Consider the following 18,160-nt stretch of genomic DNA (forward strand, 5'->3'; position numbering starts at 1 on the left):
GTTTTTAACTAATATAAGACTAATTCATCGACCGCCTGCCTTGTAATAGCAGCAAGATAAAGTAAATTCCGCCAACGACAGATACGATAGTCCCAGCGGCAATTTGCGACGGATAAACTAGGTTTTGCCCTAACCAATCAGAAAACACCATCAAGCCTGCACCTAATACCGCAGCTGTTGGTAATTGCATTTCAACTTTTTTGGCACCTAAAATCACTGCCATATGCGGTGCAAGTAAACCAATAAATGCAACAGGCCCCATGGTGGCAGTGACAGCAGCGCAAAGTAATGCCACGCAGCTTAGCAACAAGACAAAAGCTTTGGGCACGTTCAAGCCTCTGGCTTTAGCAAACTCTCGCCCCGTTGAAATCAATGTTAACCAGCGACATGTCACCAATGCAAAACCAATTAAACCAATCACCATGGCAACTAAGGTTAATGCCGAAGATGGTGTCACTCGATAGGTTGAGCCAGCCAACCAACTCAAAATGATATAAGACGTTTCATCACCTTTGGCTAACGCAAATTGCACTATAGCTTCAATCAATGCAGTCAGTGCGATACCAATTAAAATCAGCATTGAAGGCGCATAATGATGCCGTTTGCCTAAGACCAACAAAATAGCTAACACCGACATGCTACCTAAAAAGGCAATGGCAGGCGCAGTGCTAAAAATATTTAACCCAACAAAAATCGCACCGCCCACTAGGGCTAATGTCGCCCCGGCAGAAATACCTAAAATATCAGGACTTGCCAACGGGTTATAAATCAAACGTTGAAGTAGCACGCCTGCGACCGCAAGCCCGGCCCCAGCAGAGGCTGCGGTCAGCAACCTTGGCCACTGAATTTGCCAGCCAAAGGCGTCAGGTATTGCCCAAGTCCAGATGATGTCTTGCGCACTCGATACATCTTGAGCAACAGTGACTTGATTAAATATCGTCGTAAATAAGCCGAGTAACACTAAACCAGCAACTAACACCATTAATTTAGCTTGGCTCATCACATAATGACTTTTCGGCATTGAAAAAGACAACTGATCTTGAGCTGATAGCTTACGGCGAGTAAACCAAATCAATGCGGGCGCACCGATAAAGGCAGCAGCGGTACCCGATGGCACTAAATCAAAGGTTAATACACTTAACCCCACAGCAAGTGCATCGGTTAACACTAGAATAAGACCGCCCAGCAACATGCTGTAAAACAGTTCATCTTTTGGGGTTCTTGCTCCCAGCTGCCGAGCAATATTTGGCGCTAACAAGCCAATAAAACTTATCACACCAACGCTGGTAATACTGGCTGCAATCAGCCACAGGCCAATGGCAAATAAACCTAAAATGGCAGGAATGATATTCAATCCACGGGCAGATGCACTTGCTTGTCCCATGCGCAACAAGGCTAATATCCGTGGTGCGAATATGAAGATAAGTACTGCTACAGACAACTTAGGCAGTAGCCACTGTATTTGCGCCCAACCATTTTGCGCTAGATCCCCTGCTCCCCATATAAACAGGTTTTTAGCATATTGGTCATTAAGTAGAATAATCGCCGTTGCAATAGCACCCAGTAAGATATTAACCGCCATACCTGCCAGCACCACAGGTAAACCAGCGAGGTTGCGTACTCCCGCAATTAAAATCACTAAACCCAATGTCAGCATGGCGCCAATTAATGCCGCTATCGGTGCATAGTCACCCACATACGACGGAAACCACACATTCATCACCACCAGTGCAAGCCAAGCCCCTGAAGCAGTACCCAGCGTCATGGGCGACACTAATGGATTTTGTGTTAACTGCTGCATTAAACTGCCGACCAGACCTAACATGGCGCCAACCATGATTGCCATCACAATACGTGGCAGTTGAGACTCGACAAACATGATGGCATCAAAATTATCTGCCAAAGTGAGTCGGTCAGAAAAGTTCATCAACAATGACAACTGCTCTGAAACAAGGATTTGGGTATCAATCTGCGCCGACATCAATACCGCTAATACCAGTGCAACAAAGGTAAATACGTAGCGCTGCGACATCGCAAGGTTACTCATGCATCGCCCCCTTATGAATCTCAGAGGTTGGCGCAATCGCTAATAAGCTGCGAGTGAGAGCTTGGGCCATGTATTCAATTGAAATGGCCCCGCCATAATTCCATGCAGGTTCAATACTGTTCATCTTGTTGTGACGCACAAAAGGCATGGCATTCCACATGACACTTTCTTCAAGTTCAGCTTCTTGGGCAAAAGGCTCAAAATACAGTGCGACGCCATTTCCCACATGTCGAAGTGATTTTAACCTCTGCTGTTTCACGCCCCATTGAGTGGCTTCCACTTCGATAGCAGGTTTGATACCAAGTAACGATAAAGCATATTGAGCGGTAGAATTGTCACCATACAAATAAACAGAGGTCATACTGGCAAACCTAAAAGTGCTGACGTTAGGCAGTTTACCTTGGTATGCCGTGAGTAATTGTTGTTTCTGCTCATCAATCACTGCATGCATTTTGTCAATTCTGGCTTGAGCTTGTGAGGTTTTGTCTAATACTTTTGCGATACTAAAAAAGTTATCTAACGCCGCCTTAGCATTGTCATGATGCTCGCTGTAAGTTTGAAAAAATAATACTGGCGCAATTTGCTCAAGTCGGGGTAATAAATCTAACTGTGGTGATGCAATGATTATCACATCAGGTTTTAATGCTGCTAAACGTTGAAAGTTAGGCTCTACACGAGTGCCAACATCCATCACCTCATCGGGTACTAACGGGTTCATCACCCACTCTTTGTACCCTGCAACATCTGGCATGGCAATAGGTGTAACGCCCAGCTCTAATACTTGCTCTGCAATATCCCAGTTGAGCGCTGCAACACGCTTAGGAGTGCGAGGTAAAACCTGAATACCACGACTATCCTCAATGGTAATTTGGGTGTTTGTTTTGCCAGTATCGACAGCGACACTAGGCTCAGCTAACGCTGGCATAATCACAATAAATGCCAATAAATACGACCATAACAAGGCAGATGGTTTTAACATACAATCGCCACCTTATGTGGCTTGTTAGGATGATCAACTAAGGTTACTGGCGTTGCATATAAATCACTTAGCAAGGCTTCATCAAGTAAAATATCAGTATCACCCTGAAACGCTATCTGGCCTTTCTTTAATGCCACTATTTGCGTGGCAAAACGCAGCGCTAAGTTAAGGTCATGCAAAATGACAATCACCCCTACACCGGTTTCTTTATTCAAGCGACTGAGTAGATCCATCAATTGATATTGGTGCTGAATATCTAAAGCGGATGTGGGCTCATCAAGGATCATCATTTTGGCCTGTTGAGCTAATAACATTGCCACCCAAGTGCGTTGTCGCTCACCACCTGATAGTTGATCTGCTAACGCATCTTTAAACTCTGTAACCCCAGTTTCAGCCATCGCTTTTTCGATAATTTGTTGGTCTTCATCACGCCAGCGCCCTAACGTGCCACGCCAAGGGAAACGTCCCAATCGAACAAGCTCTGACACATTTAATCCTGCCACCTCAGGTAGCTTTTGCGGCAAATAAGCAACGGTTCTAGCAAGCTCTTTGGCAGAATATTTTTTCAGCGGTTGGTTATCTAAGGTAATGTCACCCGCTTCTGGCTGAAACTGGTTAGCCAAAAGATTAACGAGTGTCGACTTACCAGAACCATTATGACCCAGCACGACGGTTAAGGCGTGGGGATCTATGTTCAGTTGTTCAATATCAAGAATGGTGCGCTCATCGCGGATAACTTTAACGTGACTCAGTTGGTACATTAAATACTCTTCTGTTTTAACTTGGGGCAATTAGCGCACTTTTGGCCAGTAACGGTTTTATACACGGAGCAGCAGCTAGAACGTGTAAACACTAATTGGTTTGTTATAGGTGAAAGCTGAATCTTCGTGATGTGCTCATCAGATAATGACAAAGCATCGAGCCACAACACGGCCTGTTGACGAATAAAAGTAGCAGAGAATTCAGGATTAGTCTGTTGCAATAAGAGTAAGCGAGACAATAATGCATCTGCAATTAAGTGCTCAACAAATCGAGGGCGACAGCGAACAGATTGATCTAGCTCTTGGCGAAAATGCTCGAAAATAGTCAAAAGTTGCTGACCTGCGGCGCTGACTAACTGATGATACTCACCGGTATCGCAGTCTGTACATGAAAAACAAAAACCTGCCACGACACCATCTTGATGACGCTGAGACATATTGCATAAATCAGGCAAGACTTGGCAGTGATAAATCGCAGTAATGGCAACATACAATGGCTGCCATGTCAGTAAATCCCAGCTACGAGTGAGCCAATAAGCTTGACCTGCCTCAGGCGATTGCAACTTGATACTTTGATACAGTGAGCGAATATTCGCTAGGTTAGAACCATGGTATGAAATCAAAGAAGAATCTGGGCGGTCAGAAACCAAAATCTCCCCTTTAAGATAAGGAGAGATTTGTTCACATTGCTGATATATATCGTTAAAAACAGCTAAACTCATGGCCTGACCAATCGATAAATTAGGGCCATAAAGCGATACGGTTCCGCTTTATGGCAAACACTTCACACTAGATTAGAAGTTATATTTGAAATTTAATTCAATGTTTCGCTCAGCACCGTACCAACAATTCACTGAGTCATAACAGGTGTAGTATTCTTCGTTGAATAGGTTATTAGCCACTAAGTTAACACTGGCACCTAGCAAACTAGTACTGAACTCACCTAAGTCATAACCCACTGATAAATCAACTAAGGTGTAAGAATCAACTTGGTCTGTGTTCATGGCATCCATTTGCATTTCGCCCACGTAACGCACACCACCACCAATACGCATACCTGCTAACGCACCATCATCAATATGGTAATTAGTCCATAACGATGCAGCATGTTTTGGCACATAGATAGGCTGTGTACCTTGTAAGCCATTACCACTGTCTTTGGTAATTTCCATGTCGATGTAAGTGTAGTTAACGGCAACATCAAAGCTGTCAGTCACATACCATTGACCTTCAAACTCTGCACCACGAGATTCGATTTCACCGATTTGCAGCTTATCGCCCCATGGGTCATCAGGGTTAGCCATTAGCGCGTCACTTTTCACGATGTTAAAGAATGACAATGCCGCTGTTTTACTTTGATCAGCAGAGCCATATTTTAAACCAAACTCAAACTGTTCACCCATTTCAGGCTTGTAGGTTGAACCATCCGTTTTAGTCCCTGCAACTGGCTCAAAGCTCGTTGCATAGCTAACAAATGGCGAAATACCATTGTCGAACTCGTACATAGCACCAACACGGTAAGAGAACTCTTGATGATCAGCTGCTGATCTACTATCGCCGTAGTCATCTGAATATTCACTTGATGAAGTGTAATCATCATAGCGACCACCTAAAATCATGATCAGGTTGTTGTAGCGCATTTGGTTTTGGAAATACAAACCCGTTTGCTCAACCATCACATCATCTTTTGCATCATAGGTTGATGACAACTGCGATGGGTCAATCATGTCATTATTTGGGTTGAAGATATTGAACGTACCAAACTGGCTCGTCGTGCCGTACTCTGAGTACGCTGACACACCATCCAGTTTTTGGTAATCCAAACCAAACAATAGGTTGTGCTCTAAGTTACCCGTATAGACTAAACCAGATAACTGGTTATCTATGGTGTAACCCGTTGAGCTCTCTTCAGTGCTGTAGATGTTACGATCTAAGTCACCTGTCATAGGGTCAAAGTTGTCGCCTAAGTGGTAAGTGTTCTTTTGCGATAACGTCGCATCCATATAGCGGAAGTTTTGTAAGAACGACCAGTTATCGTTGAAATCGTGATTGATTTTATAACCAGCTAACACAAATTCACGCTCAAACTCAGACCAATTCTTATCACCCGCAAATGTCGATGAGCTTGTGCTGCCATTTGGGTTGTCGTAAATCATGCCCGATGCAGGTAATGATGAATTCATCCCCATTGACGGGTCATTTTGATAGTACAAGTTAAAGTTAATGTAAGTGCTATCTGACACATTCCAATCGATCGAAGGCGCGAATACAAAACGCTCTTCTTCAGTATGGTCTACTTGACCATCTTTACTGCGTGCTAAAGCAATCACACGGTATGAGAAATCACTATCGCCAATTTGGCCAGTAGTATCAATCGATGCTTCGGTCAGGTTGTCAGAACCCACTGCAACATTCACATCAGTGCTGCGCATTTCTTGTGGCGTTTTGGCAATCATATTAACCATGCCACCTGGTGGCATTGAGCCATAAAGTACTGATGTTGGACCTTTAAACACTTCAACTTGCTCAAGTGCAATAGGGTCAATTTGTGGTTGTAAGTTCCAGCCTGTTAATGATTGCAGCACCAAGCCGTCATAGTAGCTTTGGTTTACATCAAAACCACGGATATTGAAGGTGTCATACATGGTGACTGCGCCACCTTTTTGCTCAGTGGTCACACCCGGCACATAACGCAATGCTTGGTTTAATGACTTAACACCACGTTGATCTAACAACTCACTGTCGATCACGGTGACACCTTGTGGCGTCTCTAGTGGAGTTAAAGACGTTTTAGTCGCCGTATTTCTGTAGGCCTGACCAAGAACAGTGATGGTCTCAAACTTTGGCACTTCAATACTTAAGTCATTGCTATCTTCAGCCAACACTTGCTGGCTATACGCCATTGAAGTGGTGATTGCAGCTGCAACCATGGTTAATGTAAATGACTTATTGCTCTTAGATGAGACCATACCGCCCTCTGCCTTATATCGTTCAGTTCCATGTCAGTAAACATGAATAGTAATGAGAATGATTATCAAGCGCGGATAATATAATGTTTCATCTAGATACATTTAACAATTTGGTGCATGAAGCGATGAAATGTGAAAAATAATATGATTTCGAGAGTAAAGTCACAATTCCAAAATAGCAGCGTTAAGGGAGGGAGCGAACAGGTAACCAGTACTCCATATCTGTGGGTGTATCAATATTGCTTATTAGATCACCGTAATGTTCCAATTCAAAACCATTTACGCTGTCATAGCCAGATTGCGGTAACCAATCACACATCAGCCATTCAACCAATTGGCTAAAGCCACTGGCTAGGCCATGATAAGACACCACTGCATAATCTTGAGTTGGAATAACCAAGGTTGATAACTGCGCTTGAGCGAGATAGTTTTGTAAGGTTTCAGCTGGGAAATCATCTAATTGCAGTGCAGCCCAATAACGTAGGTTTGCATGCTCAGGCGTATGGTGTTGGGTATCTACAACACCAACTAATTGGGCTTTCAAGTCATTAGGATTACCCAGTCGACTTAATAAGGTTTCCCACAAGCTAGGCACAATCGTTGCCACATTCGGTGATGCATCCAACAGTCCATTAACTGGGCTAGAAATACCATACACAGTAAATTCGGACTTATGCTCAATACGGGTTTGTAATGACGTACTATCGATAAAGTGTTCAGCTCGCTGGGTAATAGGATTTCTCAGCCCCACTTTGGTTCCTCGTCTGCGATACTGGCTCGGACTGAGGCCAAAAAGCTGTTTAAAAGATCGACTGAAACTCACCTCTGAGGTAAAACCAAATTGATACGCTATATCTAGCATACGATCATGGGTCGTCAGTACTTTTTCGGCAGCTAAACTCAACTTTAACTCCCTGACATATTGGGCCACATTTAAACCTGTTTGCTGCTGAAAAATACGCTGCAATTGCCATCTTGAAATGCCAAACACCTCCACTAAATCATCCAAACCTAAGGTTTGATCGATATGGCGATGGATATATTCAAGGATTCGCTCAACGCGAGAATAAGGCGACTGGCCTCTCATAGATGTCTTTCCAAATAATGATCAAAACTAACGATAAACGGCAAAAACTCTCGAAAATATAGCAGCTATAGCTACAACTAGTTATAGCAAGCGAATAGCAAAACATAAAGCCCCTCGCCCAACAGCTCCATCAACCAATTCAGATAACGACTAATGTAACACTTTTATCAGCACAATTATTTTGCTGATAATTTTCATCACCTTAGATAGATAATTAAACCATATTGAACAATTGTTCAAAATAAAACTTGAACGATCGTTCAATTCATTCTATATTTTAACCAAGCCAAGCAAATGTACGCCAACAACATGGTGTATTACTGCTAATAATATTTGAATTAATTAAACACATTTGAATGATATAAATTCTGGAGTACACCATGAGCAAATTTACTATTCACACCTTAGAGACTGCGCCTGCAGCAAGTAAAGATTTATTAGCGCAATCTAAAAAAGCTAACGGCATGATCCCCAATCTACATGGTGTACTTGCTGAGTCTCCTGCGACATTTGAGGCATATCAAGACCTACATAAACTATTTACTAACTCATCATTTAACGCCGAAGAGCTTACCGTAGTGTGGCAAACCATTAATGTTGAGCATGGCTGCACATATTGTGTCCCAGCACATACCGCTATTGCAGGCATGATGAAGGTTGATAGTGAATTAACCGAAGCACTAAGAAACCGCACTGCTATGCCAACTGACAAGTTACAAGCGCTGCACGACACCACATTACTCATGGTTCGTAAACGTGGTTTATTATCCGATGCAGAAATGGACGCCTTCTTTGCCGCAGGTTATGGTCAACAGCAGTTACTGGAAATTATTTTAGGTTTGTCGCAAAAAGTGATCAGCAACTACGTTAATCACATTGCACATACTCCAGTAGATGCGCCATTTCAGCCATTTGCATGGCAAGATAACAAGTAAAACATAGCACCAGCGAAAGCATTATCAGCTTTCGCTGGTTTTCGTTTCATCACCACAAAAACAAGGCTAAGCATGTCAGATAAAATTAAACTCGATATCGTGTCAGATGTTGTTTGTCCATGGTGCATTGTTGGTTATCAAAGCTTACAACAAGCGATTCGCGAGCTGGATATTGCAGATAAAGTCGATATTGAGTGGCAACCGTTTGAACTTAACCCAAACATGCCACCAGAAGGTGAAGAGTTACGTGCTCACGTGGCTCGCAAATATGGTTCGAGCCGTGAAGATAGTGACAATGCCCGCGCCAATATTACCGCTCGTGGCGCTGAGTTAGGTTTTGAATTTAACTTTGGCGATAACATGCACATAGTGAATACCTTCGATGCGCACATATTGTTAGATTATGCCAAACAATTCGATAAGCAAACCCAGCTCAAGCTAAGGTTATTTTCTGCCTACTTCACTGAACATAAAGATATCTCAGACAGAGCAGTGTTGGCTGAAGAGTTAGCCACTGTCGGTTTACAAGTTGATGAAGCAATGGCGTTACTGGATAACCCTGAGGTGCGAACGCGCATCAACATGGAAAAAGACCAATGGACAGCAGCGGGTATTTCATCTGTTCCTACTGTGGTATTTAACCGCACCAGCGCGCTAAACGGTGCTCACCCTGTTGACTCTTATAAGCAAGTGCTGACTCAGTTACTTGAAGAGTCCACTAACTAACTTATCATCGTTACCTAACATGGCATCTGTGTTCGGCAAATCTATTGAGCGACAAAAAGTTATATAGATTTGCCTTCACGGTTTATATTCAAATCCTTGTCTCAACGCTCGCGCTGACTGGCAATACCTCGAATCTGAAATATTGAACTATAATTAATTCATTAAAAAAGCATGATGGGTTTATCAATGAATAAAAAAAAACCAATATTTGATCCCAAAACATTCCTTCTTGATAATCCTAATGAGCTCATATCATTAGATAAGTGGCAAAAAACGGTGAACTTACTTGCTAAGGTATTTCATGCTCCTGCCGGCTTTTTAGTTCAATTTACCCCCGATGATGGCTTTCAAGTCACGATCTCAAGTCAGCAAGACAGTAATCCCTATGCAGCAGGCATTGTCATAGAGCCCGAAGCCAATATTTTCTGTCGCCGTATCGTTGAAACTGGCAATCCGCTGTACGTGCCCAATGCCCCGATAGACCCTTGTTGGGATACCAACCCAGAAGTCCACAACGATGGCTTTACGTCTTATTTGGGCGTCCCCGTTTTTTGGCCTGACGGGCACCCTTTCGGAACATTCTGTGTCATGGATTATAAGCAAACAGAATATGAGGACAGTTACTTAGAGCTTATTGAACAATTAAAAGACATTCTTGAATCTGATCTCGCCTTAATCGATTTATACGGCCAAATGCAGCAACTGGCGATTACAGATCCTTTATCAGGCATTAATAATCGTCGTGGCTTTGAAACCCTGAGTCAGCAACGTATTGCGCTAGCCAAACGTAATCAAGCTAAGCTGGGACTTTGCTACTTAGATGTCGATAACTTTAAGCTTATTAATGACCAACATGGCCATAAAACGGGTGACGATATGATTAAGCACATTGGCACAGTATTGCAGAATACCGTGCGTCAAAGTGATGTCATTGGTCGTATTGGTGGGGATGAATTTGTCGCACTGGTTATGTTAGAACATGAGTCCGATCTCGTTGCCTTTAAGCAACGTCTAGAGGTTGGTTTTTGCTGCGCGAAACGCGCGAAACATTTACCTGAGTATTCCGTCTCTATTGGTAGTATCGAAGTCGATTTACATGCCAATTTTACTGATTTACTCGATAAAGCCGATCAAGAAATGCTTAAAAATAAAAAGCGAGTTGCTTAATTCTACTAAGGCTTCAATCACTATCAGTTATTTACTACCAGTTATTTACTACCAGTTACTTATTATCAGCTACTTACTATCAGCTACTTATTATCAGTGACTTATTATCAGTGACTTATCAGTGACTATCGGATATTACTCGTTAATAACAACCTAGTTATCAGCTCGCTTACGAGTGAGCTTTGCACCTATTCAACACTCTCGTTAAGTGCAGAATCAAGCAGCTGTAAATCAGCAACAATCAGGTTAGGCTGTATTTCCCACGGGTCAAATACAGCCCCTTCAGTTCGCTTAACCCATGCCGCTTTTAGCCCCGTCGCTATTGCACCAATCACATCAAACGGATTACTTGATATCAGCCAAGTATCGCTTGCTTTCGACTCAGTTGCCTGTAAAAAGTGTTGGTAAATATCTGGGTTAGGTTTAAACGTTTTTATCTCGTCAGCACTGACGACCCCTTCAAACAATGCATCTATTCCCGCTGCATGCAGTAATGTTTCAACGGCACGCTTAGTGCCATTTGAAAAAGCAAACATACGATAACCCTGGGCTTTTAATGCTATCAAAGCAGGCTTAACATCTTCAAAGCTGGGTAAGGTTTTGTAACACTCCATCAGCGCATGTTTTTGTTCAGCAGATAAGGGAATTTGATAATAATCGCAGGTATATTCAAGTGCTTGGCGGGTACAGTCACTAAAAGGAACATAGTTTTTCATCAACCCGCGACGAAAGGAATACTCTAATTGCTTTTCACGCCAACGATTGGAAAAGGCTTTAGCCTTGTCGCCTATCATTGTCTCGAGCAGGATTAACACCCCATGAGTATTAATTAAGGTGCCATACACATCAAAAGCCAAGGTGATGTTTGGCCGTTTTAGATTTTCTTTCACCTTCCTCACTCCTTACCCTTTAATGACATGTACTCAGTAAATAGCAGAGCTTTTAATAACAGCACCTTCAATAACATCGCTTCAACGAGGAAAAGTCTTATTAACTCTGTCTGGCTAAAGGCGGATTACTGAATATGGCTTCAATAAAATCTTGTATGGTATTGTCGTCACTATTGGCATGGGCATAGGTGCGAATACCGATAATTTGCACTTGTAGGAAACGAGCCAAGGCTTGTGGCGTTTGGCTTGAATCTAGCTCGCCATTGTCTTGTGCTTGAGCTAATAATTTAGCAAATGCAGCTTCGACCATAATAAGTGATTGCTTAGCTTCTGCGAGTAACTCGGCATGCTCTTCGGTTAATTCAGCCACCGTTTTCACTAACATACACATACCACTCGGAGCATTGTGCTCACGCGCCGACACAGCACATTCAACAAACATCTTCAGAGCTGCAAGCGGCGAGTCCGATTGCTCAACACATAAGTCTAGCTGAGCAACACCAGATTGCGCATAGTGTTGTAGGGCTTCTTTGAATAAACCCTCTTTACTGCCAAAGCTTGCGTAAATGCTACCCGGGCGCATATCTATGACTTCTTGTAAGTTACGCATAGAGGTCGCGTGAAAGCCCTTTTCCCAATAAAGGTCAGCAGCTTTTTTAATGGTTTCTTCGCGATTAAATTTGGCCGGTTTACTCATAGCTATCTCGATATCTCAATCTATATTAAACAGTCACTCAACTCATATTGAGCACTCGTTCAATTATAGAGTTTACTACCCAAATCGTCCAGTGTAATTGCACATAAAAAAGCCTAACTTGCTCGACAAGTTAGGCTTTATTTCATCATCTCATGTGCAAGGTGACCCTTGCTGAATCATTAGATTGCGACGGTTTTTCCTTGATAAGGGATCCGAAATGCGATGGTGTATGTCACAGGTAAAACAATCAATGTCAAAATCGACGCAAATCCAAGACCAAAGATAATGGTAATCGCCATTGAGCCAAAAAAGGCATCACTTAATAGCGGCACCATACCTAACATAGTGGTAATTGCCGCCATCAATACTGGCCTAACACGGCTAACCGACGAGTCCACTACCGCTTGATAAGGGTCTTTGCCCTCTCTGAGCTCTACGTTGATTTGGTCCACCAGCACGATACCATTTTTAATGATCATCCCAGTTAAACTGAGTAACCCAAGTAACGCCATAAAGCTAAACGGTGCATCAAATAACAATAGACCCGATACCACACCAATTAACGCCAGTGGTACAGTAAACCAGATAACCAATGGCTGCCTGACTGAGTTAAACAGTAATACCGTAATCAAAAACATGAATAAGTAACCCATAGGTAATGAGCTAAATACTGACACTTGAGCTTCAGTTGATAATTCATACTCTCCGCCCCATTCAAGCTCATAGCCTGCTGGCAGTTCGATGGCTTCTATTGCTGGGCGTAATTTACGGAATACAGAATCAGCCGTTTCATCGGTACCATTAATCGGGTCGGCAAGCACTGACAACACACGCTTACGGTCACGACGCATAATGATTGGGTTTTCCCACTCAGTATCAAAGCTTGAAACCACTTGTGTTGCAGGAACAAAGGTATTGCTTTCGCTACTCCATACTTGCAGTTTCCAAATACTTTTAGCATCTAAACGTTCTGACGCGGGTGCACGAGCAACAATAGGTAGCAAGTGACTATTTTCACGATACACACCCACTGACTTACCACTGAAGTTGGTCAGTAATGCATTATCTAAGTCCGTTTTGCTGATACCGGTTTCTCTAGCTTGAGCAAACGCCAGTTGCGGGCGGATCATTTGAACTTGATTGCGCCAGTTATGTCTTACGCCAACGGCTGTTGGTTCAGCATTAAAAATCGCTTCAGCTTTAACCGCGATTTCACGCAGTACTTTTGGATCTTCGCCATAAAAACGCGCTTCAATTTTTGCGGCTGGGCTTGGACCATTTTCCATGTATTTAAAGCGATATTCAGCCTCTGGGAAACGCACACTCAGCTCTTTTTCCAGAATACGCATATAGCTGTTTACGGTAGTTAAATCGGTCATTTCAATCAATAACTGACCATAAGCACTGTAGCCTTTTTCTGGTACATAGGGCAGCACGTAACGTTGCGCGCCTTGACCTAGCACTGTGGTCAAGTTAACCATGCCGACATCTTTTTCAGCTTGCTCAGCTAAGAGATTCTCTTCAATTTTATGTAAGAAAGACTCAGTCGCTTTGATATCAGTTCCTTCAGGCATCCACACATCAACATAAAATATTGGCGTGTTTGACGCAGGGAAAAACACGTTTTTCACGTGACCAAAACCAGCAAGTGAGGTGATTAATGCTGCAATAATTAACAGAACGGTAAGCACTCTAAAGCGTATCGCAAGGTTTAATGTGGTGCGATAAACCTGAAATAACCACCCTTTGTATGGGTCATCCTCAACATCTCCAGTTGGCGCGTCACCATCTTTGAACATCATATTGCAAAAGAAAGGTGTTAGCGTCATCGCAGTAATCCAGCTAATAAATAGCGAGATTAACAACACTTGGAATAGCGATACACAGAACTCGCCAGTAGCAGTGTCAGATAAACCAATAGGCGCAAAAGCAATAATGGCAATAATGGTGGCGCCCAGTAGCGGCCACTGGGTTTGTGTGACGACTTCTTTGGCAGTTTCTAAACGGGTTTTACCACGTTTAATGCCAATTAATATCCCCTCAGTAACTACAATGGCGTTATCCACCAGCATACCAAGCGCGATGATCAAGGCTCCGAGCGAGATTAACTGCAGCTCGATATTAAGCACTTTCATCATGATAAAGGTGCCAAGAATAGTCAGCAACAACACCAAACCAATCAGGATGCCAGAGCGTACCCCCATAAACACCAACAGCACACCAATCACAATAGCGATAGATTGAGCAAGGCTGACTAAAAAGCCTTTTACCGTTTGATCGACCATCTTACTTTGGTCGTAAACCGTTTCTAGCTGCATGCCAATAGGCAGTTCGCCGTTAAGCTCTACCATTCTTGCATTGACACTTTCGCCAACCGTTACCACGTTCACACCACTTGAGAACGAAATACCAATCGATAATGCGTTTTTACCATTAGCATGATAGATATTGCTTGGGGTTTCTTCTGTGTCTTTGTAGATTTTGGCGATATCCCCTAGGTAGACTAATTTAGTGCTACCAGGTGCACTCACCAATAGGCGCTCCATTTCCGATACGCTATCAAATTCCCCTGTTGGATGAATACGAATACGGTTATCACCAACGCGGATAGTCCCAGCATTAGATACCACGTTCTGACTATTGATTAAGCTGTAGATATAATCTTGATCTAGGCCTAACGCATTGAGCTTTTGCTGAGACATCTCAACAATGACTTGCTCGTTAATTTTACCTGCAATCGTGACCTTTTTGATGCCATCAACGAGCACGAGTTCGCGACGTAAAAAGTCAGCATAATTTTGCAGTTCACGGTTGCTATATCCGTCACCGCTGACATTGAGTAAGATTCCGTAAACATCACCAAAGTCATCAATCACAGATGGGGTATTCACCCCAGGTGGTAACTGAGGGATCGTGTCATTAACCTTACGGCGCACTTCATCCCACATTTGGGGTAGTGCGTCTTTGTCGTACTGCTCTACAATTTCAATTTCGATTTGCGATAAACCCGCACTGTTAATTGAAACTATGTGCTTTATGCCATCAAGTTGTTGTAGTGCATCTTCAAGCGGTAAAGTGACTTCCTCTTCCACTTGTTCAGGTGATGCGCCAGGGTAACTGGTCACCACTAATGCATTTTTAAGAGTGAACTCAGGAAATTCCAACTGACCTAAGCTAAAAAATGAAATACTACCGCCAACGAGTAACAATAGCGCGAACATCCAGCTGATCACCTTACGGGTGATTGATAACTCTGCAAAATTCATCGCTTATACACCTCGTTGCCAGCGCAACGGTTTCACTACTTGATCTTCAGATAAGTACTGCACACCAGCAACCACAACTTGATCGCCAATATTAATACCATCAATAATTTCAATACCATGAGTCGTTACATTACCGATAGTCACTAGGTGCTGATTCACCGTACCCGTTTCGTCACTGTATAACCAAACAACATCTTGACCATCTGCATCACGCTTAAACACTGCATTGGCAGGAACAATTGCAGTGATAGAGCTTGGCTCTGTCCCAGTCACATCCATACTCACCTCAGCGCTCATACCAGGTAAAACAGTGATAGATTGCGGCCGTGGCAAGGTAAATACCACTTCATAGGTTTGAGTGCCTTGAGTAATTTGCGTTGCATGTTCTTTCAATTTTACTGGGTATGCTTTTTGAGGATTATTAGCAAAGCGCACCTGAGGGACAAAACTAGAATTAGGATTAAATCGAGTTACCGTGCTCGCTAATGATTCAGGTACTTGAATCACCACATCAATCTTGCTGTCTTTTTGTAGCACTAAAATGGCTTGGTTCGCTTGTACCATCTGATAGTTGTCCATATCAATCTTGGCAATTGTGCCTGTATATGGCGCTTTCAAAACGGTATAACTTAATTGATCTTTTGCATTCGCAAGATTCGCTTCAGCTGATTTAAGCTGGGCCTTTGCTAAGTCATACTCAGCGGCAGAAATAAGCTCACGTCTTAATAGCTCACCTTTGCGCTTGAAGTCAGCTGCAGCAAGCTCATGATCGGCTTCGCGGTTTAATAACGTGTTACGTGCATCTCGATCATCAATGCGTGCAAGCACAGTACCCTTTCGCACTTGCTGCCCTTCAAATAACGACAACTCAACTAAATGACCTGAGACTCGAAAAGCAAGATTAGCTTGTTTAGTCGCAGCGACTTTTGCTGGAAAAGCGCGAATGGAGCCAGCATTAACATCTGTCACTGTTAGCAATTTCACTGGCCGAGTTGTCGGTGGAGGCGTTTCAATAGACTCAGCAGTACAACCCGATGTCATCAGAATGAATAATAAAAGTGAAAATGGTAGTAGGAGGTGTTTCATTTTCGAATTCCCAATAGCGAAACAAAGTCATGTAACCTTGATGTAAACAGGGCGCAAAGATACCAGTGATTATGGTTGAATAAAATGGAATGATCTGGAACTATAGGTTCCATTTAATGAAACTACATTTACTTGCTATATACAGAATTGTGTGTGCAAACTGATAATAGATAGTCAGGACTTTGTTAACGCTATGGATAAGTTAAATACAATTTAAAGAGTCATCTAGATGAAAACTGAAGATATTTCGCTGTTCCATAGAATCGTTGAAACCGGCAGCCTTGTTGAGGCTGCAGACATTTTGAACTTACCTAAATCAACCTTGAGTCGACGCTTACAGGCATTAGAAGATGAATTATCGGTAAAGCTTTTTCACCGCCAAAGCCGCTCAATGACATTAACGGCATCGGGCAGTCACTTTTACGATAAAACCACTTCAATGATGTCTTCATTAGAAGAAACCTTGTCAGAACTGACTAATGAGAAAACCGATGTCGGTGGTCATTTACGAATTCTTGTCTTCCCTATTCCTGAGTTATTGCAAATAACCCAAGGCATTTTACATTTTATGGATCTGCATCCTTCCATCACAGTTGAAATTATTGTCAGTGCCGAACCTCAAGATATGATCCGCAACAATATTGATTTGGCGTTTATGTTGGAAGATTCATTTAATGAAAATGAAATGGTTGCTAGGCACATCATGAGCGAGACAGTGCATTTTTTTGCAAGCCCTGAATACCTTGCCCGAGCTGGAACGCCGCAAACCCCTGAAGAAATCAGCGATCACAATTCAATTTTATTTCGATACCCAAATGGACGAATATTTAATGAAGTCCCATTCGGCCAAGACATGGTTTTATCAGTAAAAGGGAATTTATGTGTCAACAACCTCTCTGTTTGCTTAGAAGCCACTTTAGCTGGAGCAGGTATCGCCATGATGCCATTACCTTTTTGCCAAGATTATGTCAAAACAGGTCAATTAGAAATGCTGTTCAAAGACTCAGCCCCTTATGAAGGAAAGTGCTATTTAGTCTACCCATCGAGACGATACATTAGCCTTGCCAGCCAACGTTTTATTGATCATATGCTCATCGAACTAGAAAACTGTTCACAAACAGGAACCTGTAACCAAATAGCAAAGATTCGTGGTGCGATTAAACCACTGATATAGGCCAATTCAACACCTATAATATTGAAATATATTAATAAAAAAGGATGCCTTTTGGCATCCTTATTTCATTTATAGCGGCTTTTTATTGTCGATTTCGAGTAAAGCTAACAATAATTTTTTCTCTTTAGGTGACAACGACGCCACTGCTTTTTTAACATTTTTCTGATATTGGGCAAGCGTCACCTTGTCGCCAGCGATTGCTGCATCTAGGGTTTGTTCATACTTAACCAATAAATTATTCATTTTATCGGCATTATCCATGTTCTTTTTGTGCGCGGTATAAGCGAAAAACAACACAATTAACAAGGTAAGCAAGCTAAAAAAATTGAAGTCTAAGGTGAAAGTAACCTTGGATTTTTTGGCAGTTTCAGTCATA

Annotated in this window: 15 protein-coding genes; 4 read left to right on the forward strand and 11 right to left on the reverse strand. The window is 42.6% G+C overall.

Going from position 1 to position 18,160, the window contains the following annotated elements; genetic code table 11:
- Positions 1–19 precede the first annotated feature (19 nt).
- From fhuB to J8L86_RS15950, 6 genes are all read right to left on the reverse strand, one after another.
- Complete coding sequence (gene fhuB, locus J8L86_RS15925) at positions 20–2,047, reverse strand: Fe(3+)-hydroxamate ABC transporter permease FhuB (RefSeq protein WP_247663465.1); 2,028 nt, start codon at positions 2,045–2,047, stop codon at positions 20–22.
- Positions 2,040–3,026 (reverse strand): ABC transporter substrate-binding protein, encoded by a 987-nt coding sequence (locus tag J8L86_RS15930; protein WP_065110377.1) that lies wholly within the window; start codon positions 3,024–3,026, stop codon positions 2,040–2,042. The genes fhuB and J8L86_RS15930 overlap by 8 nt, the downstream gene beginning before the upstream one ends.
- Positions 3,020–3,817, reverse strand: a complete 798-nt coding sequence (locus tag J8L86_RS15935) for an ABC transporter ATP-binding protein (RefSeq protein ID WP_247663467.1) — start codon at positions 3,815–3,817, stop codon at positions 3,020–3,022. The genes J8L86_RS15930 and J8L86_RS15935 overlap by 7 nt, the downstream gene beginning before the upstream one ends.
- Positions 3,787–4,509 carry a siderophore ferric iron reductase gene (locus J8L86_RS15940; protein ID WP_065110379.1) on the reverse strand — a complete coding sequence of 241 codons (723 nt, stop codon included), beginning with the start codon at positions 4,507–4,509 and terminating at the stop codon, positions 3,787–3,789. Before J8L86_RS15940 ends, J8L86_RS15935 begins: the two co-directional genes overlap by 31 nt.
- A gap of 72 nt (positions 4,510–4,581) precedes the next feature.
- A complete protein-coding gene (locus J8L86_RS15945) occupies positions 4,582–6,756 on the reverse strand; it encodes a TonB-dependent siderophore receptor (protein ID WP_211031005.1) in 2,175 nt (724 codons plus the stop codon).
- 184 nt (positions 6,757–6,940) lie between these two features.
- A complete protein-coding gene (locus tag J8L86_RS15950) occupies positions 6,941–7,843 on the reverse strand; it encodes a helix-turn-helix domain-containing protein (RefSeq protein WP_211031006.1) in 903 nt (300 codons plus the stop codon).
- A 380-nt stretch (positions 7,844–8,223) separates the two neighbouring features.
- On the opposite strand from J8L86_RS15950, the gene J8L86_RS15955 reads away from it, so the two are divergent.
- From J8L86_RS15955 to J8L86_RS15965, 3 genes are all read left to right on the forward strand, one after another.
- Complete coding sequence (locus tag J8L86_RS15955; RefSeq protein ID WP_055025546.1) at positions 8,224–8,778, forward strand: carboxymuconolactone decarboxylase family protein; 555 nt, start codon at positions 8,224–8,226, stop codon at positions 8,776–8,778.
- Positions 8,779–8,850: 72 nt separating this feature from the next.
- Entirely contained in the window at positions 8,851–9,504 is a 654-nt protein-coding gene (locus J8L86_RS15960; protein WP_211031007.1) for a DsbA family oxidoreductase, read from the forward strand.
- Positions 9,505–9,690: 186 nt separating this feature from the next.
- Entirely contained in the window at positions 9,691–10,671 is a 981-nt protein-coding gene (locus J8L86_RS15965; protein ID WP_082972471.1) for a sensor domain-containing diguanylate cyclase, read from the forward strand.
- 188 nt (positions 10,672–10,859) lie between these two features.
- Here the strand turns inward: J8L86_RS15965 and J8L86_RS15970 are convergent, their stop codons facing one another.
- The 4 genes from J8L86_RS15970 to J8L86_RS15985 all read right to left on the reverse strand — a co-directional run bounded on the left by J8L86_RS15970 (position 10,860) and on the right by J8L86_RS15985 (position 16,610).
- Entirely contained in the window at positions 10,860–11,561 is a 702-nt protein-coding gene (locus tag J8L86_RS15970; RefSeq protein ID WP_348772660.1) for a haloacid dehalogenase type II, read from the reverse strand.
- Between the two features lie 100 nt (positions 11,562–11,661).
- Entirely contained in the window at positions 11,662–12,258 is a 597-nt protein-coding gene (locus tag J8L86_RS15975) for a TetR/AcrR family transcriptional regulator (RefSeq protein ID WP_065110383.1), read from the reverse strand.
- 179 nt (positions 12,259–12,437) lie between these two features.
- Positions 12,438–15,524, reverse strand: coding sequence for an efflux RND transporter permease subunit (locus J8L86_RS15980; protein ID WP_211031008.1), 3,087 nt, complete (start codon positions 15,522–15,524; stop codon positions 12,438–12,440).
- 3 nt (positions 15,525–15,527) lie between these two features.
- Entirely contained in the window at positions 15,528–16,610 is a 1,083-nt protein-coding gene (locus J8L86_RS15985; RefSeq protein ID WP_211031009.1) for an efflux RND transporter periplasmic adaptor subunit, read from the reverse strand.
- A 229-nt stretch (positions 16,611–16,839) separates the two neighbouring features.
- On the opposite strand from J8L86_RS15985, the gene J8L86_RS15990 reads away from it, so the two are divergent.
- Complete coding sequence (locus J8L86_RS15990; RefSeq protein WP_055025551.1) at positions 16,840–17,784, forward strand: LysR family transcriptional regulator; 945 nt, start codon at positions 16,840–16,842, stop codon at positions 17,782–17,784.
- A 69-nt stretch (positions 17,785–17,853) separates the two neighbouring features.
- Here J8L86_RS15990 and J8L86_RS15995 read toward each other — a convergent pair whose 3' ends face one another.
- The gene (locus J8L86_RS15995; protein ID WP_055025552.1) at positions 17,854–18,159 is read right to left on the reverse strand and encodes a hypothetical protein; all 306 of its coding nucleotides are present in this window, start codon (positions 18,157–18,159) and stop codon (positions 17,854–17,856) included.
- Position 18,160: the final 1 nt, after the last annotated feature.

Origin of the sequence: Shewanella sp. MMG014 (genome assembly GCF_018100775.1) — a bacterium.
Lineage (GTDB): Bacteria > Pseudomonadota > Gammaproteobacteria > Enterobacterales > Shewanellaceae > Shewanella > Shewanella japonica.